Here is an 18,767-nt window from a genome sequence, read left to right on the forward strand (position 1 = left end):
CCCAGGGGCAGTCGGGGGTCGTACGGAGCCTTGACTGCCCCTCGTGGCATGGACTCGGAAGGGTGGCACCACGTGCGCACCGTGGGAGTGGAGGAGGAGCTCCTTCTGGTCGACCCCGACAGCGGCGAACCGAAGGCGCTGGCGGCGGCCGTCCTCGCCCGGTTCGCCCATGACGATCCGGGCCAGAACGTCTTCGAGAAGGAGCTGTTCCGGCAGATGCTGGAGTTCGCCACGCATCCGCAGACCAACATGGCGGACCTCGGCGAGGAGATCGTGCGCTGCCGCAAGGAGGCGGCGCGGCACGCCGGGGAACTCGGCTGCGCGGTCGCGGCCCTGGCCACCTCTCCCCTGCCGGTCAGCCCCTCCCTCAGCGTGAACGAGCGGTACCAGTGGCTGGCCGAACACTACGGGATACCGACCTGGGAGCAGCTGGTGTGCGGCTGCCATGTGCATGTGTGCGTGGAGTCCGACGAGGAGGGCATCGCCGTCCTCGACCGGATCCGCCCGTGGCTCCCGGTACTGCGCGCGATGAGCGCGAACTCGCCGTTCTGGCAGGGAAAGGACACCAGCTACGCCAGCTACCGCAGCCGGGTGTGGAACCGCTGGCCGTCGGCCGGGCCGACCGAGCCGTTCGTGTCGGCCGAGCACTATCACCAGCGGGTGGCGGAGATGGTGGCCACCGGCACCCTGCTGGACGAGAGGATGGTCTACTTCGACGCCCGGCTGTCCGCCCGCTATCCCACCGTGGAGATCCGGGTGGCGGACGTGTGCCTGGGCGCGGACACGGCCGTCCTGATCGCGACGCTGACCCGCGCCCTCGTGGAGACGGCCGCACGACACTGGCGGGCGGGCCGACCGGCGCCCGGCCACAGCGTGAGCATGCTGCGGCTGGCCGACTGGCAGGCCGCCCGGTTCGGCCTGGAGGAGAACCTGCTGGATCCGGCGACCATGCGGCCCGGCCCCGCCGCGCAGGTGCTGCGGTCGCTGCTGGCGCACACCCGGGACGCCCTCGACGCCGTCGGTGACGCCGAGCGCGCCGAGCACGGCGTGGCGGAGCTGCTGCGGCGCGGCAACGGCGCACTCCAGCAGCGCCGGCTGCTGGAGCGGGCCGGCGACCTGCGGGGCGTCGTCACCGAGTGCGTACGGCACACCCAGGCCTGAGCACCCGGGGCCGAACGCCCCCGGGTGGCAGGGCCGAGCAACCGCTCAGACCATCAGCGACACGGCGTACGCCAGGAAGCCCGCCGCGACCAGGGCGACGACGATGAGGATCAGCGTCAGCGGCGCCACGGCCCAGCCGCGGGTCGGGTTGTGCGTCTCCTGGGGCCCGGCCTCGGGCATGCTGCTCTCGGCCGGCGGGGTCTCGCCGGGCGGTACCGAACCCCCGGGCTCCAGCCCGGTGGTCCGCTCGGGCTCCGGATCGGGGTTCACATGACTCATGTCTGCCGAGTCCCCAGGACACGCTCACATCATCAGCCGATCACGACTTCTCCGTTCCCGTCACCGAACGCGGTCCGCTGGGCTACATTCGAGCACCGCCGACACCGAGCCGGTCGGCGGTGTGACCCTCTGTACATCCAGGAGCAGCGCATGCGCGACGTCGCCCTCGCTCCCTCCGTTGCCCCGCCGCTCACCGGCGGCCTCGCCGACAGCGTCTTCGAGACCGCGGAGCGCAGTCCCACCCTGCCGGTGCTCGCGCACCGCGTGGACTCCGCCGCCACCGTGTGGCACGAGGTGACGGCCGTCGAGCTGCGCGACGAGGTGGTGGACCTGGCCAAGGGGCTGGTCGCCGCCGGGATCTCCCCCGGCCACCGGGTGGCCCTGATGTCCCGCACCCGCTACGAGTGGACGGTGTTCAGCCATGCGCTGTGGGCCGTGGGCGCCGAGGTCGTGCCGATCCATCCGGCCTCCTCGCGGGACCAGGTCGAGTGGATCCTGCGGGACGCCGGCTGTGTGGCCGTGGTCGTGGAGGACGAGCAGGGCGTCATGACCGTCGGCACGGTGTGCGCCGGGCTGCCGCGGCTGCGCCACGTCTGGCAGCTGGACGCGGGCGCGCTGCCCGAACTCGTCGGGCAGGGCACGGTCGTGCCGTACACCACGGTGGAGTCGCTGCGCCGGATCGTGCTGCCGGACGCCACGGCGGCGGTCGTGTACACCTCCGGCACGTCCGGCCGTCCCCAGGGCTGCGCCCTGAGCCACCGGAGCCTCGCCTATCCCTGCGACACCTACCTGGCCGGCTGGAAGCACACCGCGGCTCCGCCCGGCGAGCAGCCGTCCGTGCTGGCGTTTCTGCCGTTCTCCCATGTGTACGGCATCATGATCATGCTGGTGTGTGTGCGCGGCGGCGCCCTGATGGCGCACGAGCCGGAGCTGACCGGAGCGTCGCTGGCCTCGGCACTGACCACGTTCCGGCCGACGTATCTGTACGGCGTGCCGTCGGTGTTCGAGAAGCTCTACAAGAAGTTCCTGCAGGCGGCCGAACAGGCGGGCCGGGGTGCCCTGTTCGAGCGGGCCGCGCAGACCGCGCGGGACTTCGCCCAGGCACAGGAGCGCCACCGGCTGGGCACCGGACCGGGTCCCGGGTTCGAGCTGAGGCTGCAACACGCCCTGTACGAGCGGACGGTGTACCGCAGGCTGCGCGCGGCGCTCGGCGGACGGGTGGTGCGCGGCAGCTCCGGCGGTTCCTCGCTCAACCGCGAACTGACCCTGTTCTACGAGGGCATCGGGATGTTCGTCCACGACGGGTTCGGCCTCACCGAGTCCTCCGGCGGGATCACCATGCAGCCGCTCGGCCGGGAGAAGTCCGGTACGGTCGGCCGGCCGCTGCCGGGCACCGAGATCCAGGTGGCCGACGACGGGGAGATCCTGGTGCGCGGTCCGTCGGTGTTCCAGGGCTATGTCGGCGACGAGCCGGCGACTCGGGCCGCGCTGCGCGGCGGCTGGCTGGCCACCGGGGACATCGGACGGCTGGACTCCGAGGGCTATCTGACGATCACCGGGCGCAAGAAGGACGTCATCGTCACCCGCGGCGGCACCAGCGTCGCCCCGGCCCCGCTGGAGCAGCGGCTGCGCATGCATCCGCTGGTCCACCAGGCGGTCGTGATCGGCGACGACCAGCCCTGTGTCGGCGCCCTGATCACCCTGGACCCGGACTTCCTCGCGCACTGGCGCGCCGCCCTGGCGCTGCAGGGCGACAGTCCGGCCCGGGAGAGACGTGAGGAGAACGCGCTGCGGGAGGAGATCGCGCGGGCCGTCGCCTCCGCCAACAGCGCCGTCTCCCGCGCGGAGTCCATCCGGGTCCACCGTGTGCTCCCGGAGCCGTTCGCCGCGGACAACGGACTGCTCACGCCGTCGTTGAAGCTGCGCCGTGACGCCATAGTGCGGCACTACGCCGCCGAGATCGACGCGATGTACCAGGCGCGGTCCCGGGCGGCGCGGGTCCCGCAGGAGCCGGCGGACTGGGACGAGCCCGACGACGTCTTCCGCTGACGCCCTCCCCCCAAAGGGCGCGTCCGACCGGAAGACGCGTCCGTCCGGACCACGGGGCCGGGGCGGACGGATATCCCGCCCGGCAGCGGGAACTCGCACGCACAGAATGAGATCAGCACCGACAGCCGTCCTGGTCGGAGGGCCTCGCCACGGGCCTGACCGCCCGGGACCGGGGAATGCGAGATGGCGACGGAGCCACGTGGGGACGACACACCGCCCTCGGAGGACGAGTACGAGCGCACCTTCTCCTTCGCGGGTGAGCTGCGCAACGTCACCGAGGCCCGGCTCGCCGCGGAGGAGTGGCTCTGCGCGCTCGCCACCCAGGCGCCGCCCGCCGCGCCCGAGTACTGGGACGACATACTGCTGGTCGTGACGGAGCTGGCCGCCAACGTGATCCAGTACGCGCCCGGGCCGTTCGGCCTGCGGATGCGCCGCACCTTCGACGGCGTGCACGTGACGATGCGCGACACGAGCACCACCAAGCCGGAACCGCGCCCCTTCCACCCCCGCACGGGCGGCGGCGGCATCGGCTGGCACCTGGTGCACACGCTGTGCACACAGGTCAGCGTCGTCGTCCACGACGCGGGCAAGGACATCCACGTGTTCCTGCCCTGGTGACCGCACTGGATGTGCGACGTGTATCTGTGCGACAACCGGTTACTCCAGCCGCAGCGGGGGCATGCTGGAGCCCACGCGTTCGTCTGCCTGCCGCACCCGGCTGGCGGAACGGCTCGGGGCACGGTGGGATCGAAGGTGGCGCGCGCCGAATCCAGGGCAAGCGAACGGCGTGGAGTCGGACCGCCTGGAGCCGCAGAAAGGGATGAACACCGTGACACGACCCAGGATCCTGGTGGTTGGCGCAGGCTTCGCCGGAGTCGGGTGCGTGCGCCGCCTGGAGCGCAAACTCGCCCCCGCCGAGGCCGACGTCACCCTGGTGACGCCGCAGTCCTACCAGCTGTATCTGCCCCTGCTGCCCCAGGTGGCCTCCGGCGTGCTCACGCCGCAGTCGATCGCCCTGAGCCTGCGCCGCAGCAAGAGGTACCGCACCCGGATCATCCCGGGTGGCGCGATCGGCGTGGACCTGAGGTCCAAGGTGTGCGTCGTTCGCACCATCACCGACAAGATCGTCAATGAACCCTACGACTACATCGTGCTGGCACCGGGCAGCGTGACCCGCACCTTCGACATCCCGGGGCTGACCGAGCACGCCTTCGGGCTGAAGACCCTGGCCGAGGCCGCCTACATCCGCGACCACGTCATCTCGCAGCTCGACCTCGCGGACGCCAGCGACGACCCTGCGGAGCGGGCCGCCCGGCTGCAGTTCGTGGTGGTCGGCGGCGGATACGCCGGCACCGAGACCGCCGCCTGTCTGCAACGGCTCACGCACGCCGCCGTACAGCGCTACCCGCGCCTGGACCCGGGCCTGATCAAGTGGCATCTGATCGACATCGCGCCCAAGCTGATGCCGGAACTGGGCGAGAAGCTCGGCCGCAGCGCGCAGGAGATCCTCAAGCGGCGTGGCATCGACGTGTCGCTGGGCGTGTCGATCGACAAGGCCGGCCCCGAGGAGGTCACCTTCACCGACGGCCGGGTGGTGCCGACGCACACGCTGATCTGGACGGCCGGCGTGGTCGCGAGCCCGCTGATCGGCACGCTCGGCGCGGAGACCGTGCGGGGCCGGCTGGCGGTCACCCCCGAGATGTGCCTGCCGGGCCACGACGGGGTGTTCGCGCTCGGCGACTCGGCCGCCGTGCCGGACCTGGCCAAGGGCGACGGCGCGGTGTGCCCGCCGACCGCGCAGCACGCCATGCGGCAGGGCAAGAGCGTCGCGGACAACGTCATCGCGACGCTGCGGGGCGCGCCGATGCAGCCGTACGTGCACCACGACCTCGGCCTCGTCGTCGACCTCGGCGGCAGGGACGCGGTGTCCAAGCCGCTCGGCGTCGAGCTGCGCGGAGTGGCTGCCCAGGCGGTGGCCCGCGGTTACCACTGGTCGGCACTGCGCACCAACGTCGCCAAGACCCGGGTGATGACCAACTGGCTGCTGAACGCGGTCGCCGGCGACGATTTCGTGCGCACCGGCTTCCAGGCCCGCAAGCCGGCCCGGCTGAAGGACTTCGAGTTCACCGACGCGTACCTGACGCCGGAACAGGTCCGGGCGCGGGTGCAGAGCGGGGCGGCGGAGAACCCGTGACACCGACCGGCAGGAGCTGATCCGTTCCGCGCTGCTGCCCCGGCCCGTGGGGCAACCGGTCAGGACCGTCGTGCGATGCTGGGTCGGAGATCGATTTCCGGCACGGGAGAGAGCGCGGCGGCGTGAGCACAGCGGGACGACCTGGGCGGGTACGGATGTGGGACCGCCTCGCGGCGTCCGATCCCGGGCTGCTCCGGCTCACCGCGGGAGCGCGCACGGTCACGGCGATCGCGCTCACCCTCGCCGTCCTGGCCGCCCTGCGGGTGCCGGTGCCCCAGCTGGTCGCCGGCGCCATGGCCGCGATGGTGGCGACCTTCGCCATCCGGGAGAAGCAGCGCGCGGCGCAGGCCGTGACCCTCGCGCTCGGCCTGCCGGTGGCGCTGGCGTCGGTGTCGCTGGGCACACTGCTGAACCAACGGGTCGTCGTCGGGGACCTGTTCTTCGTCGTCCTGATCTTCTGCGCGGTCTACGGCCGCCGGTTCGGCGACCGCGGCACGGCGCTCGGCCTGATCGGCTTCCAGGTCTACTTCCTCTCCCTGTTCGTGCGCGCGACCACCTCGGCGCTGCCCGCGCTGTGCGGGGTCGTCTGCGTGGCCTTCGCGTGCAGCGCCGCCGCGCGCTTCGTGCTGCTGCCGCAGACCCCGGCGGGCACCCTGGACCAGCTGCGGCGGGCGTTCCGCGCCCGGCTCGCGCAGCTGATCGCCGTCCAGGCCGAGTTGCTGGACGCCGGGCCGGACGACGTGGACAAGGTCCTGGACGATCTGCGTACCGCCACCGCGCGGCTGCACGAGACGGCACTGCTGATCCAGGGGCGGCTGGAGGACGGCGCCTCCGACCCGGCGGTGGCCCGGCTGCTGCAGCGCCGGGTCGCGGACGCCGAGATCGCCTCCGAGCGGCTCGGCCTGCTGCTGCTCACCGCGCGCAGCGCCGAGCGGACCGACACCCTCACCCTGCATCTGCCGGGCGCCGCGCTGCCCTACGGCGGGGAACTGCCGGTGCGGGACGAGGCGACGGAGGCGCTGCGCCGGGACCTGCAGGCGCTGCGGCTGCTGATGCTGCGGCCGGTCGGCGAGGCCCGGGGCACCGCTCTCGCCCAGGTGCGCAACCGGCTGCTCGGCTACCGCGAGGAGGAGAACCTGCCCAAGGCCTCGCCTGCCGTGCAGGACGTCTTCCGTGGGCTCGGTGAGGCCGCCCGGGCCTCGCTGGGTCTGCGGGTCGCGGTGGAAGGGCCGCAGGACGAGTCCGACGACACCCCGGCGACGGCCCGCTCGCGCGAGGAGCTGGACGCGGAGGACGCCGCGATCGAGGCGGGCGAGGAGGCCGAGGCGGAGGAGCCGGGGCCGAGCGGTCTGGAGCGGCCCACGACCCGCGCCGCGGTCCAGGTGGCCGTCGGCTCCGCACTGGCCATCGCGGGCGGCGAGCTGCTGTCCAGCCAGCGCTGGTACTGGGCGGTGCTGACCTGCTGGATCGTGTTCATCAACACCGCCTCGACCGGCGAGATCCTGGTCAAGGGCTACCGGCGGCTGCTGGGCACGGTGCTCGGCGTGGTGGCCGGCATCGGGCTGGCCGGTCTGGTCGGGCCCCACACGTGGACGGCGTTCGGCCTGGTGCTGGTGTTCATCTTCGCGATGTTCTACACCGCGCCCCTGTCGTACACGCTGATGTCGTTCTTCGTCACGGCGATGCTGGGCCTGCTGTACACGCTGCTGAACACCTACAGCATGGCGGTGCTGGTGCTGCGGGTGGAGGAGACGGCGCTCGGCGCGGCCTGCGGGGTGATCGCGGCGGCGGTGGTGCTGCCCGTGCACACCGACCGCCGTACGAACGACCTTCTCGGCACGGTCCTGAACCGGCTCGCCGAGGTCACCCGGGCCGCCGTGGACCAGTTGAGCGGCGGGGCCGGCGCCGATCTGGTGGAGCAGGCGCGCGATCTGGACCAGGCGCTGGCGGACCTTCGCGCGGCCACCCAGCCGCTGACCCATCCGATCACCCCGCTGCGCGCGCGCCGGGACACCGCCCGGTACGTGGTGGCGCTGCTGGAGACGTGCGCCTACCACGCGCGCTCGCTCGCGGCCACGGCCGAGCTGCTGCCGACGCACCCGTCGATCTCGGCGGATCCCCGGCTGCGCGGGGCGTGCAGGCGGATCGTGCACAACATCGAGGCGATCGCCGCGCATGTCGCGGACCCGCGTGCCACGGCGGAGATCGAGACCGGCTCCAGCATCGCCTCGATGCTGGAGCCGGGAACTCTGCGCACCCCGCGCTACGGCCGGGTCACCGACCGGGTGCTGCGCCATCTGCAGCGGCTGGACGAGGCGGTCTCCGGTCTGGCCCGGCCGCTGGGCGTCACCACGCGGGCGGACCGCCCGAAGAAGTGACGGGCCGTCGGCCGAGGACACCGTGACCCGGACCGCGCCGTCCACGTCACCGCCGGCGCAGGCTTCGATCAGCCGCTCGTGCAGTCCGGCGGAGCGGCACGAGCCGCCCTCGCCGAAGCGCTGCCGCTCCAAGCGGCGGATGAGCGGGGTGCAGCGGGCGACGGTGGCGGCGGCCGCACGGTTGCCGGCCGCCCGGACCAGCACGTCGGTCGAAGACTGGGGAACCTCACGCCGGGTCCGCCCACGCGCGCCGGCCCATGGCCTCGTCGCGGACGCGGGCGCAGCTGCGGCTGATCAGCCGGGAGACGTGCATCTGGGAGATGCCCAGGCGGTCGGCGATGCGGCTCTGTGTCATGTCCTCGAAGAACCGCATGTAGAGGATGGCCCGTTCCCGCTCGGGCAGCCGGCGCAGCCCCTCCTTGGCGGCCTCGCGGTCGACCACGACGTCGTACGAGGTGTCCGCCGCCCCGAGGGTGTCGGCGAGGCTGTAGCCGTCGTCCCCGGTGGACAGTTCGGCGTCCAGGGACAGGGTGCTGAAGCTCTCCAGTGCCTCCAAGCCGGCACCGACCTCGTCCTCACTGAGGCCCGTGTGGGCGGCGATGGCGGCGGTGGTGGGTTCGGGGCTGCCGGGGTGCTGGGCGAGCTCGCGACGGGCCACGCGCACCCGGTTGCGCAGTTCCTGCACCCGGCGCGGCACCCGCAGCGCCCACATCCGGTCCCGGAAGTGCCGCTTGACCTCGCCGGTGATGGTCGGTACGGCGTAGCTCTCGAAGGCACCGCGGGACGGGTCGAACCGGTCGACGGCCTTGACCAGCCCGAGCGCGGCCACCTGCCGCAGGTCCTCGACGGACTCGCCCCGGTCGCGGAAACGGCCGGCGATCCGGTGGGCCATGGGCAGCCAGGCGGCGACGAGTTCGTCGCGCACGGCGTCCCGCTCGGGGCCGTCCTCCAGCTCCGCCAGCCGGGCGAACAGTTCCGCGGTGTCGGGGGCGTCGTCATGGGGCCGCCGCGCGGGAGCGGCGGCGGAGTCCGTGGTGGGTGTGCCGGGGCGGCTTGTCGACATGTCGGTCAGCATGCGGAATCGCTCCTGAACGTGGATTCAGGGCGCACGGCCACAACGAGGTTTCGGGGCCGGGCCCGAACGGTGGTCAGGGTTCGCCGCGGGTCGGTCGCCGGGTCCACCGAGAGGGGGACCCAGGCCGTCGTACGGTTCCCGCTGGGCGCGCGCCTCCGGTCCGAAGCACGAGTTTCCGCCTGCCCCTCGCTCCGAGAGGCAAACACCGAGAGGGCGGAACTTCCCGGTACGGCTTCAGTGCAGCGGCACGACGGCCGTGATGCGCTTGCCCCCGCAGGGCAGCTGCGCGACCCGGATGTCCCGGGACAGCCGGCAGACGATGGGCCAGCCGCGGCCGCCGAGGCCGCGCTCGTCGACAGGTGGGGCGGCCACCGGCAGCTCGTCGCTGCGGTCGCTGACCGAGACCCGTACGGCGCCGGAGTCGACGGCGACGTCGAAGCCGGTGATGCCGCCGCCGTGCAGGATGGCGTTGGTGGTGAGCTCCGAGGTGACCAGCAGGGCGTCCGCCATGGCCGCCGCACCGCAGGAGGCGGCGCGGGCCCGGCACCGCTCGGCCACCGCGCGCTCCACGGTTCTACGGGCGTCGGCCGGTCGGCACGGCAGTCGGCGGCATGGATCCCGCAGCGTCGTGGAGCAGTTGGTCCGGTGCTTGTCGCGCATCCGTCCTCCCTGAGCGATGCCCGGCCTACCAGGGTTCCCCATTTCCGCATCACCTCTTTCAAAGGCGTCAAACACCGTCGGTGCCCGTGTCATCACCGCGGTCTCGCGGGTACCAGTCCGGTATGACCGATGTCGTGGACGCGGACGAATTGCTGCGGCGCATCCGGCGCGGCCGGGAACACGCGGCCGAGGAGGAACGGGCCTGGCGGGAGCGTGCACAGAGCCTGACGGCGACGGACCCGGAGGGGGCGCGGGAGGCGGCGGTCCGGGCGTGGGCGTTCGAGGCGGTGGCGCGGGTGCTGAATGAGATCGTCTGTCCGGGCGGGCCGCCGAGTACGGCCGAAGGTATGAAACAGGTCACGTGACCCGCTACTGATTGGTAGAACGGCCACCAGATGGTTTATCGTTCATACATACGTGATGCCGGAGGTGACCGGAACCGTCCTTCCTCCCTCTGTCGCGTCACCGCAGACGGCCCTGGCTGGTCTCCCCCGTCCAGCCAGGGCTTCTTGCTGTCCGGAACCGTCGGCCGGCTGGACACGCTCCGCGGAAATCCGCGTCCCTCGAGGTGCCCGGAGGGGCGGCAGCAGCTGAAATGGGCTTAGGGAAAGCACCCCCGGACCGCCTCGGCGAGGAGCCCCGCGCCATGACCAAAGCGATAAAACTGCTGACCGCCCTGCCCCAGGCACAGCGCGAACGCCTGATGGAACTGGCCAAGGAGGTCTCGTTCCCCGAGGACATGCGCATCTTCGAGGCGGGCGGCACCGCCGACCGGTTCTGGGTGATCCGTTCCGGCGCGGTCCACCTGGACCAGCAGGTCACCTCCCGGCAGCGGGTCACCGTGGCCACGCTCGGCGCGGGCGACATGCTCGGCTGGTCCTGGCTGTTCCCGCCGTACCGGTGGGACTTCGGCGCGGTCGCCTTCACCGACGTACGCGCCTACGAGTTCGACGGCCCCTCCGTGCTCGCCCTGTGCGTGGAGGACCCGCTGCTCGGCCTCTCGCTGGTCCGGACGGTGGCCGAGATCCTCGCCCACCGCCTGGAGACGACCCGGGGCAAGCTGATGGACCAGTACACGACCAAGCGACGCGGCGGCCTGCTGTAGCTCAGATCCGGTAGCGGCGCAGCGCCGGTACGGTGGCGGCCAGGGCCAGCATCACCACGACCACCAGGGCGCCGCCGCCGGCCACCGCGGCGCGCGGGCCGAAGGACGCGCCGGCCGTGCCGTGCAGGACGTCAGCCAGGCGCGGCCCGCCCGCGACGACCACCGTGAACACGCCCTGCATCCGGCCGCGCATCTCGTCGGTCGCGGCCGACAGGAGGATCGCGCCGCGGAACACCATCGAGACCATGTCGGCGACGCCGGCCGCGGCGAGGAAGGCCAGGGCCACCCAGAGGTTGCGGCTCAGTCCGAACCCGGCGATGGCCACGCCCCAGCCGACGACCGCCCCGATCACCATCCAGCCGTGCCGGCGGGCCCGCGAGAACACCCCGGAGAACAGGCCGCCGAGCACCGCGCCGACCGGGATGCCGGCGAACAGCACGCCGAGCGCGACGCCCTCGCCGTAGGAGTGGTACGTCTGCGCCGCGAGCTGCGGGAACAGGGCGCGGGGCATGCCGAGGACCATGGCGACGATGTCGGCGAGGAAGGACAGCAGCAGCACCTTGTGCCGGGAGATGTACCGGAACCCGGCGGCTATCTCGCGCACCCCGGCCCGGCGGGCGCCGGCCTCGACGAGCGGCGGCAGGGCGGGCAGCCGGAAGACGGCCCACACGGTCACGCACAGCGCCACGGCGTCGATGAGGTACAGCTCGGGCAGCCCGATGACCGGGATCAGCACACCGGCGAGCAGCGGCCCGGCGACCAGGCCGGTCTGCATGACCGTGGAGCCGAGCGCGTTGGCGGCGGGCAGCTGCTCGGCCGGGACCAGCCGGGCGATGGAGGCGTTGCGGGCCGGGGCGTTGAGGCCGAAGAACGCCTGCTGGCACGCGAGCAGCACCATGAGGACGGCGACGGAGTCCGTCCCCGTGACGGCCTGGGCCCAGAACAGCAGCGAGGTGACCGCGATACCGGTGTTGGTGACCAGCAGCAGCTTGCGGCGGTCCACGGTGTCGGCGACCGCGCCGCCCCACAGTGCGAACGCCACCATGGGCACAAGGCCGGCCAGGCTCGCGTAGCCGACCCACGCCGAGGAGTGCGTGACGTCGTAGATCTGCTTGGGCACGGCCACGGCGGTGAGCTGACTGCCGACGGCGGTGACGATGGTCGACGTCCACAGGCGGCGGTAGGCCGGGATGCCCAGCGGACGGGTGTCCATCGCCCAGCGGCGCCAGCCTCGCCTGGGCGGAGCCGCCGCGTCCGTCGCGGCGCCCGGTTCGGTGGTGCTGCTCTCGCTCGTGTCCACGGGTGTCCTGTTGCCGATAGAGATTGCTCGCTACATCTTTTCGATTCGAGAGCCTAACTATCTCAGCAACACCTGTGCACGCCGAAGGGGTCTGTTTCAGGACCCGGCGACGAGCGTGGCCCCCAGCGCCAGCATGGTGACGGCGACCAGGGCGTCCAGCACCCGCCACGCCGCCGGCCGGGCGAGGTGTCGGCCGAGCAGCCGGGCGCCGAAGCCGAGCGCGGCGAACCAGCACAGACTGGCGAGCGCGGCGCCGAGCCCGAAGGTCCAGCGCAGCGCGCCCCGGTCGGCGGCGAGGGAGCCGAGCAGGAACACGGTGTCCAGGTAGACGTGCGGGTTCAGCCAGGTCATCGCCAGACAGGTGAACACCGCCCGGCGCCGGGAACCCGCGGCCTGCCCCTCGGTGCTCAGTCCGGCCGGGCCCGGCCTCAGCACCCGGCGGGCGGCGAGGACGCCGTAGCAGAGCAGGAAGACACCGCCGACGATGCCGACCGCCCGTACCGCGCCCGGCCACGCCTCCACGACCGCCCCGACCCCGCCGACGCCGAGCGCGATGAGCACCGCGTCGGACAGGGCACAGATCCCCACCACGGCGAGGACGGCGTCCCGGCGCACCCCCTGCCGCAGGACGAAGGCGTTCTGGGCGCCGATGGCGACGATCAGGGAGAGGCCGGTGCCGAATCCGGCGGCCGCGGCGGTCAGGGCGTGGTTCATGCCTCGAACCTAGGAAGCCCAACCCCGCAAGTACAGCTAAAGTTTCTTACGTATCCTTAGCACTCGTGATGACAGAGCTTCCGCTGGAGCAGGTGCGGACCCTGCTCGCCGTGGTGGACGAGGGCACCTTCGACGCCGCCGCGGCAGTCCTGCACGTGACCCCGTCGGCGGTCAGCCAGCGGGTCAAGGCCCTCGAACAGCGCACCGGCCGGGTGCTGCTGCAGCGCACCAAACCGGTGCGGCCCACGGAGTCCGGCGCGGTGCTGGTGCGGTACGCCCGGCAGCTCGCCCGGCTGGCACGGGACGCCTGGGGCGAACTCGGACTGAGCGGCGCCGGGGAGCCGACCCGGGTGTCGGTGGCGGTGAACGCGGACTCGCTGGCGACCTGGTTCCTGCCGGCACTGACCCGGGTGGCGGGCCTCTGCTTCGAACTGCACCGGGAGGACGAGGACCACACGGCGGCCCTGTTGCGCGAGGGGCTGGTGATGGCGGCGGTGACCACGGCCGCCGATCCGGTGCCGGGCTGCACGGTCCGGCCGCTCGGCCGGATGCGGTATCTGCCGGTCGCCACACCGGAGTTCACCGCCAACCACCTGGGCGTGCGGCCGCTGCCGGAGGCACTGTGCGAGGCGCCCGTCGTGGTCTTCGACCGCAAGGACGACTTCCAGGACGCCTTCGTACGCCGGCTGGGCCGGGGCTCAGCCGGCCCGCTCAGACATCTCGTACCCACCTCGGAGGGCTTCCTGGACGCGGTCGCCGCCGGGCTCGGCTGGGGCATGGTGCCGGAGGTCCAGGCGCACCCGCTGCTGACGGAGGGCCGGTTGGTGCTCCTCGCGCCCGAGGAGTGGATGGACGTCACGCTGTACTGGCAGCAGTGGAAGCTGGACTCCCCCGCGCTGGCCGGACTGGCCGAGGCGGTGACGGCGACGGCGGCCGAGGCCCTGCGCCACTGACGGTCACGTCACGCTTTATCCGTTTCGCGCCCCTGGAAGGGCCCTGTGGAGTACGGTGGTCGGGCGGTGGCGCGGCGGACGGCGGTCCGGTCCCAGCCGGTTCCCGCCCCCAACTCCGCGCCCCCGGTGCCCGGTCGGGTACGGGTGCCCTCGGCCCGGTGGCCCGTCCGCCCCGTTCCCCGGCCCGTTGGACGCGTGCGGCACGCCCGAGGCCCCGCGCGCACCCGTGGCCGGATCGCGGTCGTCGCACCAACCCCTGTCGCACACGCCGTTTCACACCGCCCCGACCGGTCACCCGAACCCGCAGCACGCAATCGACAGGCACGGACGACTTCGATCGGATCCGGGAGACTTCCATGGACAACTGGCGCGACCACGCCGCGTGCCGTCACGAGGACCCCGACCTGTTCTTCCCCATCGGCACCACCGGTCCGGCGCACGTACAGACCCAACGGGCCAAGGCGGTCTGCGGCCGGTGCGCCGTCCGGGAGGAGTGCCTGGACTGGGCGCTGGGCACGGGCCAGGGCATCGGCATCTGGGGCGGGACGACCGAGCCGGAGCGCCGGGCACTGAGCCGCCGCACCCGTACCCGGCCGCGCTCCGGCTGACCCCGGCGCCCGCGGTCCGGGCCTCAGCGGCCACCGCGGCGCAGCGTCCCCCACTCCCGCTCCTGCCGGGCCATCTCCTTCTTCGCCGCGTCGATCACCTCGTCCGCGATCCAGCAGAGCGGCTCGGCATCGGTCACGAGCGGCTCGTTGTCGGGGCCCCGGCCGGCCTCCCGGCCGCGCAGGACCCAGGGACGTACGCCGGGCCCCTTGTCGTGCGGCAGGTGCGCGTAGTCGTACAGGCGGCGGGCCACCCACAGCTCCACCGACCGGTCCGCCCACCAGCTTTCGATGTCGAGCGGACTGGCGGACAGCCCGGGCAACGCCACGCCGGTGAGGTCGTCGGTGCTGGAGACCTCGGCGAGGTCGGCGCCCGGACCCCGGGACCAGCGGACGTACAGGCCCTGCTGCCTGTCCACCAGGCGGGCCACCTCGGCGAGCGTGGACACGACCGGCAGGTCCTGCGATGCGCTCATGGCAACACCTCCCTCGACGGCGCCGCACGACCGGAGTACCCCCCGGCGGGAGCCAGGAATCCCCGCCCCTTCAGGGTTCCTCGCGCGGCGGCTTCCGGGCGGGCAGCCGCAGGGTGAACACCGCGCCCGCGCCGGGCTCGCTCGTCGCCTCGGCCGTGCCTTCGTGGGCGGCCAGCAGATGGCGCACGATCGGCAGGCCCAGGCCGCTGCCGCCGGTGCGGCGGCTGCGGGACTTCTCGGCGCGCCAGAACCGGTCGAAGACGTGCGGCAGGTCCTCGGGCGCGATGCCCGTGCCGGTGTCGGTGACGGTCAGCACGACGTCGGCGCCGTCCCGGCGGGCGGCGAGCGTGACCGTGCCGTCGGCCGGGGTGTGCCGCAGCGCGTTGGAGACCAGGTTCCCGAGGGCCTGCCGCATCCGGACCGGGTCGGCGTCGAGCCAGGCCGCGGCGTCGGCCTCGGTGCGCAGGGCGACCCCGGCGGCTCTGGCTGCGACCCGGTGCGCGGCGGCCACCTGGTCCAGCAGATCGCCGGCGCGCAGCGGTTCGCGGTGCAGCCGCAGGGTGCCTGCGTCGGCGGCGGCGAGGTCCTGCAGGTCGTCGATGATCCGCTGCAGGACGAGCGCCTCCTCGTGCAGCGAGTCCAGCAGGGGCGGGTCGGGCTCGACGACTCCGTCGCGGACGACCTCCAGCCAGCCGCGGATGTTGGTGAGCGGGCTGCGCAGTTCGTGCGCGATGTCGCTGACCATCGCCTTGCGCTGGGCCTCCAGGCGGGCGCGGCGCTCCGTCAGGTCGTTGAAGGCCTCGGCGAGGATGCCGGTCTCGTCCCGGGTGGTCACTGGGACCCGTACGTGCAGTTCGGGCGGCTGCTGGGCGGCCTCTGTCAGCGCGCGCAGCGGCCGTACCAGCCGCGTGGCGACGAGGGCGGTCACGGCGACGGTGACGGCGAGGACCAGCCCGGCCGCGCCGATGACCTTGGCCTTGTTGGCCGGGGACATGTCGAAGCGGGAGGGGGTCTGGTCGCCGATGCCGAGGAACAGGTCGGCCACCGGGGCGACGTAGGGCTCCAGTTGGGTGCGCCGGGCGGTCAGGATGCAGTGCTGGGCGGCCCGCGCCGTCGCCTTCTTGCCGGCGCCGGCGTACTTGGCGAAGAGGTAGCCGCCGCCGAGGGGGTCCTTGCCGCTGGGGTCGAAGGTGAGGAAGAGCTGCCCGCCGAAGTCCAGGCCGGCCTGTTTCAGGCACGGCCGGGCAAGGTCGGTGAGGTCGGCCAGGGCCTTGTGTTCCGTCGGTGTGGGCGTGTTGAGCAGTCCGTCCTCGCAGACCGCCGCGCCGTAGCCGGTCGGGTCGGTGCCGTCCGGGAGTCTGACGACGGGTCGCCCGCTCGCCGTGCGGACGATGCCGGCCTGGAGGCCGTAGCGCTCGTAGCACTGCCTGCGTCTGGCTGCCAGCGCGTCCAGCTTCGCGCGTTCCTGCGCGGGAAGCCGGTAGGGGCCGACCACGCGCGGGTCGATGCCGCTGAGCTGCGCGCCGGTCTCGCTGTAGGTGTCGGTGCGCAGCGGGTCGACGGTGGCGGCGGGCCGGGGCGGCAGCGGGGTGCCGCGGGGCGCGGAGTCGGCGACGAGGGTGCGGTCGGCGGTGGTGAGCGCGATCCGGCGCCCGGTCTCGGCGGCCAGTTGCCGGACGGTGCGGCGGACCTCCGTCCAGTCGGAGTGGGTGGCGGCGTACCCGCTGAGCCGGGCCAGGATGCTGTTGTCGGCCGCGAGGTCCTGGCCCTGTTCCTCCTTCAGGGCGCTGGTGGTGGTGGTCACCGCGAGCCAGGCGGTGGCGGCCACCGAGCAGACGGCGATCAGGGCGGAGACGGACAGCAGCCGGACGAGAAGCCGTTTGCGCAGCGGGATCCGCCGCCTCACGGACGCCTGCCGGCCTGCGCCGCCCTGCCCGCTCCTTCCGCGCAGCCCGGGCGTGCCCGGCCGGACCCGGAGCAGCCGGCGCCTCACGAATGCCTCCGCCCGACTCGAACCCGCCGGCGCCTCACGGGTACGTCCGCCCCTCCCGGACCCGCCGACAGCTCACGGCGCCTCCACCCGTCCCGGACCCGCCCTCGACTCACGGACACCTCCGCCACCCCGGACCCCACCGACACCCCACGGCACCCCCGCCCAACCCGGACCCGCCGACAGCTCACAGCATCTCGTCTCGAAGCCGCCGGCATCGCAGGGGCACCGCCCACCCGGCGCGCACGTGCCCCGGTACGCACGCCGCCACCCGGCGCGCACACGCCCGCGCCGTACGCGCGTGTCCCACCTCCGGCCGGCGCACGTCTCGCCGGTGCTGCCCCCGCGCCTCACGGACGGGCGCCGCTCAGCTTGTAGCCGACGCCGAACACGGTCAGCAGCCGTACCGGGCGGCGCGGGTCGGTCTCGATCTTGCGGCGCAGGTTCATGATGTGGACGTCGACGGCCCGCTCGGTGGAGGCCCGGTCGAAGCCGCGGGTGCACTGCAGCAACTGCCGCCGGGTGAACACCCGTTCCGGTTCCGCGGCCATGGCCAGCAGGATCTGGAACTCGGCGGGCGTACAGTCCACGACCGCGCCGTCGCAGCGCACCTCGTGCCGTACGGGGTCGACGCCGATCCCGGCGGCCCGTACCACCGGGTCGTCGTCCCGGGTGCCGAGGCCGCGTCCGCTGCGCCTGAGGACCGTACGGATGCGGGCCATGAGCTCGCGCGGGCTGTACGGCTTGGTCATGTAGTCGTCGGCGCCCAGTTCGAGGCCGAGCAGCACATCGTCCTCGGCGGAGCGGGCGGTGAGCATGACCACCGGGATGTCCGGGTCCCCGCCGCCGCGCAGTGCCCGGCACACGCCGAAGCCGTCGACGACCGGGAGCATCAGGTCCAGGACGACGAGGTCGGGCCTGAGGCTGCGGGCGGCCTCCAGCGCGGCGGCGCCGTCGTGCACCACCGTGGCGGTGTGTCCCTCGGCCAGCAGGGTGCGGCGGATCAGTTCGGCCTGCTTCTCGTCGTCCTCGGCGACCAGTACATGTGCGCACACAGGTTCGGATCCTAGGCGGCTCAGGCGGCGAGGAAGTCGGCGTACCCCATGACCACGACCGGATGCCGGTGCGGGTCGAGGGTGCGCAGCAGTTCCCTCATGTGGGCCTTGGCGACACTGACACAGCCGTGCGTGGGACCGCCGTGGTCGACGTGCAGCCATACTCCGCCGCCGCGTTTCGGGCCGAGCGGCCGGGTCCAGTCCAGCGGGGAGGTGCCGGGCTTGCGGTTGTAGTCGATGGCGATGACGTAGTCGAAGCATCCCTCGAGCGGTTCGCCCTCGAAGCCGGTGCCGGGCGAGTGGAAGCCGCCGGAGCGGTGGTACGGCAGATTGCTGCCGGGGTCCGGGAGCAGGCCGCCGGCGTCGGAGAGGGTGTAGACGCCGAGCGGGGAGCGCAGGTCGCCGAGCACGTGGTGGGCGCTCCAGCCGCGCAGCGCGTTGTCGCCGGGCCAGGCGGGGCCGGCCTGCCAGCCGGCGTCGGTGCGTTGGTGCAGGACGACCGTACAGAGCGGGGAGTCCTTCCCGCGCCCGGCGACGACGACGGCCTGCTCGCACCGCTCGGGTACCGCCGCCGATATGACGGGGCCGAGGCCGGGTATGCCGTGGGAGGCCTGCTCCGCCTGTATCCCGGGGGTGACGGTGGGTGCCGGGCGGGTGGGGGGTGTCCGGCGCTCGGTCGCCTCGGCTCCGCCGCCGCAGCCGGTGAGCAGCAGCGGGGAGGCGAGGAGGGCGACGGCAGTTCTGCGATGGATCATGGTGCCGACCCTGGCCGA

General features: G+C 73.1%; 18 protein-coding genes and 1 pseudogene. 9 read left to right on the forward strand and 10 right to left on the reverse strand.

Annotated elements, in window-relative coordinates:
• Positions 1 to 72: 72 nt before the first annotated feature.
• Positions 73 to 1,161 (forward strand): glutamate--cysteine ligase 2, encoded by a 1,089-nt coding sequence (locus ACWGJ5_RS12655; protein ID WP_453309725.1) that lies wholly within the window; start codon positions 73 to 75, stop codon positions 1,159 to 1,161.
• Between the two features lie 45 nt (positions 1,162 to 1,206).
• Here ACWGJ5_RS12655 and ACWGJ5_RS12660 read toward each other — a convergent pair whose 3' ends face one another.
• Positions 1,207 to 1,440 (reverse strand): DUF6480 family protein, encoded by a 234-nt coding sequence (locus tag ACWGJ5_RS12660; protein ID WP_453309726.1) that lies wholly within the window; start codon positions 1,438 to 1,440, stop codon positions 1,207 to 1,209.
• 150 nt (positions 1,441 to 1,590) lie between these two features.
• Here ACWGJ5_RS12660 and ACWGJ5_RS12665 point away from each other — a divergent pair, with 150 nt between their 5' ends.
• The 4 genes from ACWGJ5_RS12665 (at position 1,591) to ACWGJ5_RS12680 (ending at position 8,061) form a co-directional block, all read left to right on the forward strand.
• Positions 1,591 to 3,489, forward strand: a complete 1,899-nt coding sequence (locus ACWGJ5_RS12665) for an AMP-dependent synthetase/ligase (RefSeq protein WP_453309727.1) — start codon at positions 1,591 to 1,593, stop codon at positions 3,487 to 3,489.
• Positions 3,490 to 3,672: 183 nt separating this feature from the next.
• Positions 3,673 to 4,107 (forward strand): ATP-binding protein, encoded by a 435-nt coding sequence (locus tag ACWGJ5_RS12670; RefSeq protein WP_453309728.1) that lies wholly within the window; start codon positions 3,673 to 3,675, stop codon positions 4,105 to 4,107.
• A 202-nt stretch (positions 4,108 to 4,309) separates the two neighbouring features.
• On the forward strand, positions 4,310 to 5,683 hold the full coding sequence (locus ACWGJ5_RS12675) for an NAD(P)/FAD-dependent oxidoreductase (RefSeq protein WP_453309729.1): 1,374 nt from the start codon (positions 4,310 to 4,312) through the stop codon (positions 5,681 to 5,683).
• A 155-nt stretch (positions 5,684 to 5,838) separates the two neighbouring features.
• Entirely contained in the window at positions 5,839 to 8,061 is a 2,223-nt protein-coding gene (locus tag ACWGJ5_RS12680) for an FUSC family protein (protein WP_453309860.1), read from the forward strand.
• A 21-nt stretch (positions 8,062 to 8,082) separates the two neighbouring features.
• Here ACWGJ5_RS12680 and ACWGJ5_RS12685 read toward each other — a convergent pair.
• The 3 genes and pseudogenes from ACWGJ5_RS12685 to ACWGJ5_RS12695 form a co-directional block, all read right to left on the reverse strand.
• Positions 8,083 to 8,268, reverse strand: a pseudogene (locus ACWGJ5_RS12685) (FCD domain-containing protein); the annotation flags it as partial.
• A gap of 19 nt (positions 8,269 to 8,287) precedes the next feature.
• A complete protein-coding gene (locus tag ACWGJ5_RS12690; protein WP_453309730.1) occupies positions 8,288 to 9,136 on the reverse strand; it encodes a SigB/SigF/SigG family RNA polymerase sigma factor in 849 nt (282 codons plus the stop codon).
• A gap of 234 nt (positions 9,137 to 9,370) precedes the next feature.
• Positions 9,371 to 9,796, reverse strand: coding sequence for an ATP-binding protein (locus ACWGJ5_RS12695; RefSeq protein WP_453309731.1), 426 nt, complete (start codon positions 9,794 to 9,796; stop codon positions 9,371 to 9,373).
• A gap of 122 nt (positions 9,797 to 9,918) precedes the next feature.
• On the opposite strand from ACWGJ5_RS12695, the gene ACWGJ5_RS12700 reads away from it, so the two are divergent.
• Both ACWGJ5_RS12700 and ACWGJ5_RS12705 read left to right on the forward strand, forming a co-directional pair.
• Positions 9,919 to 10,161 carry a hypothetical protein gene (locus ACWGJ5_RS12700; protein ID WP_453309732.1) on the forward strand — a complete coding sequence of 81 codons (243 nt, stop codon included), beginning with the start codon at positions 9,919 to 9,921 and terminating at the stop codon, positions 10,159 to 10,161.
• 281 nt (positions 10,162 to 10,442) lie between these two features.
• Positions 10,443 to 10,901, forward strand: coding sequence for a cyclic nucleotide-binding domain-containing protein (locus tag ACWGJ5_RS12705; protein ID WP_228626183.1), 459 nt, complete (start codon positions 10,443 to 10,445; stop codon positions 10,899 to 10,901).
• Between the two features lies 1 nt (position 10,902).
• On the opposite strand, the gene ACWGJ5_RS12710 is transcribed toward ACWGJ5_RS12705, so the two are convergent.
• The gene (locus ACWGJ5_RS12710) at positions 10,903 to 12,201 is read right to left on the reverse strand and encodes an MFS transporter (protein ID WP_453309733.1); all 1,299 of its coding nucleotides are present in this window, start codon (positions 12,199 to 12,201) and stop codon (positions 10,903 to 10,905) included.
• 96 nt (positions 12,202 to 12,297) lie between these two features.
• Positions 12,298 to 12,915 carry a LysE/ArgO family amino acid transporter gene (locus tag ACWGJ5_RS12715; protein ID WP_453309734.1) on the reverse strand — a complete coding sequence of 206 codons (618 nt, stop codon included), beginning with the start codon at positions 12,913 to 12,915 and terminating at the stop codon, positions 12,298 to 12,300.
• Positions 12,916 to 12,980: 65 nt separating this feature from the next.
• Here ACWGJ5_RS12715 and ACWGJ5_RS12720 point away from each other — a divergent pair, with 65 nt between their 5' ends.
• Together ACWGJ5_RS12720 and ACWGJ5_RS12725 are read left to right on the forward strand one after the other, a co-directional pair.
• Positions 12,981 to 13,868, forward strand: coding sequence for a LysR family transcriptional regulator ArgP (locus ACWGJ5_RS12720; RefSeq protein ID WP_453309735.1), 888 nt, complete (start codon positions 12,981 to 12,983; stop codon positions 13,866 to 13,868).
• A gap of 356 nt (positions 13,869 to 14,224) precedes the next feature.
• On the forward strand, positions 14,225 to 14,476 hold the full coding sequence (locus ACWGJ5_RS12725) for a WhiB family transcriptional regulator (protein ID WP_453309736.1): 252 nt from the start codon (positions 14,225 to 14,227) through the stop codon (positions 14,474 to 14,476).
• A 23-nt stretch (positions 14,477 to 14,499) separates the two neighbouring features.
• On the opposite strand, the gene ACWGJ5_RS12730 is transcribed toward ACWGJ5_RS12725, so the two are convergent.
• From ACWGJ5_RS12730 to ACWGJ5_RS12745, 4 genes are all read right to left on the reverse strand, one after another.
• Positions 14,500 to 14,949 carry a DUF6098 family protein gene (locus tag ACWGJ5_RS12730; protein ID WP_453309737.1) on the reverse strand — a complete coding sequence of 150 codons (450 nt, stop codon included), beginning with the start codon at positions 14,947 to 14,949 and terminating at the stop codon, positions 14,500 to 14,502.
• 70 nt (positions 14,950 to 15,019) lie between these two features.
• A complete protein-coding gene (locus ACWGJ5_RS12735; protein WP_453309861.1) occupies positions 15,020 to 16,855 on the reverse strand; it encodes a sensor histidine kinase in 1,836 nt (611 codons plus the stop codon).
• Positions 16,856 to 17,289: 434 nt separating this feature from the next.
• Positions 17,290 to 17,994 (reverse strand): response regulator transcription factor, encoded by a 705-nt coding sequence (locus ACWGJ5_RS12740; protein WP_228626166.1) that lies wholly within the window; start codon positions 17,992 to 17,994, stop codon positions 17,290 to 17,292.
• Positions 17,995 to 18,014: 20 nt separating this feature from the next.
• Positions 18,015 to 18,749, reverse strand: coding sequence for a L,D-transpeptidase family protein (locus tag ACWGJ5_RS12745; protein WP_453309738.1), 735 nt, complete (start codon positions 18,747 to 18,749; stop codon positions 18,015 to 18,017).
• Between the last annotated feature and the right edge of the window lie 18 nt (positions 18,750 to 18,767).

The sequence above is a fragment of the Streptomyces sp. NPDC054783 genome (genome assembly GCF_053611725.1).

Coding starts and splice junctions, on each gene's coding strand:
- ACWGJ5_RS12660 (WP_453309726.1), bottom strand. CDS start 1,440: ATGAGTCATGTGAACCCCGATCCGGAGCCCGAGCGGACCACCGGGCTG.
- ACWGJ5_RS12665 (WP_453309727.1), top strand. CDS start 1,591: ATGCGCGACGTCGCCCTCGCTCCCTCCGTTGCCCCGCCGCTCACCGGC.
- ACWGJ5_RS12670 (WP_453309728.1), top strand. CDS start 3,673: ATGGCGACGGAGCCACGTGGGGACGACACACCGCCCTCGGAGGACGAG.
- ACWGJ5_RS12675 (WP_453309729.1), top strand. CDS start 4,310: ATGAACACCGTGACACGACCCAGGATCCTGGTGGTTGGCGCAGGCTTC.
- ACWGJ5_RS12680 (WP_453309860.1), top strand. CDS start 5,839: ATGTGGGACCGCCTCGCGGCGTCCGATCCCGGGCTGCTCCGGCTCACC.
- ACWGJ5_RS12690 (WP_453309730.1), bottom strand. CDS start 9,136: ATGCTGACCGACATGTCGACAAGCCGCCCCGGCACACCCACCACGGAC.
- ACWGJ5_RS12695 (WP_453309731.1), bottom strand. CDS start 9,796: ATGCGCGACAAGCACCGGACCAACTGCTCCACGACGCTGCGGGATCCA.
- ACWGJ5_RS12700 (WP_453309732.1), top strand. CDS start 9,919: ATGACCGATGTCGTGGACGCGGACGAATTGCTGCGGCGCATCCGGCGC.
- ACWGJ5_RS12705 (WP_228626183.1), top strand. CDS start 10,443: ATGACCAAAGCGATAAAACTGCTGACCGCCCTGCCCCAGGCACAGCGC.
- ACWGJ5_RS12715 (WP_453309734.1), bottom strand. CDS start 12,915: ATGAACCACGCCCTGACCGCCGCGGCCGCCGGATTCGGCACCGGCCTC.
- ACWGJ5_RS12725 (WP_453309736.1), top strand. CDS start 14,225: ATGGACAACTGGCGCGACCACGCCGCGTGCCGTCACGAGGACCCCGAC.
- ACWGJ5_RS12730 (WP_453309737.1), bottom strand. CDS start 14,949: ATGAGCGCATCGCAGGACCTGCCGGTCGTGTCCACGCTCGCCGAGGTG.
- ACWGJ5_RS12745 (WP_453309738.1), bottom strand. CDS start 18,749: ATGATCCATCGCAGAACTGCCGTCGCCCTCCTCGCCTCCCCGCTGCTG.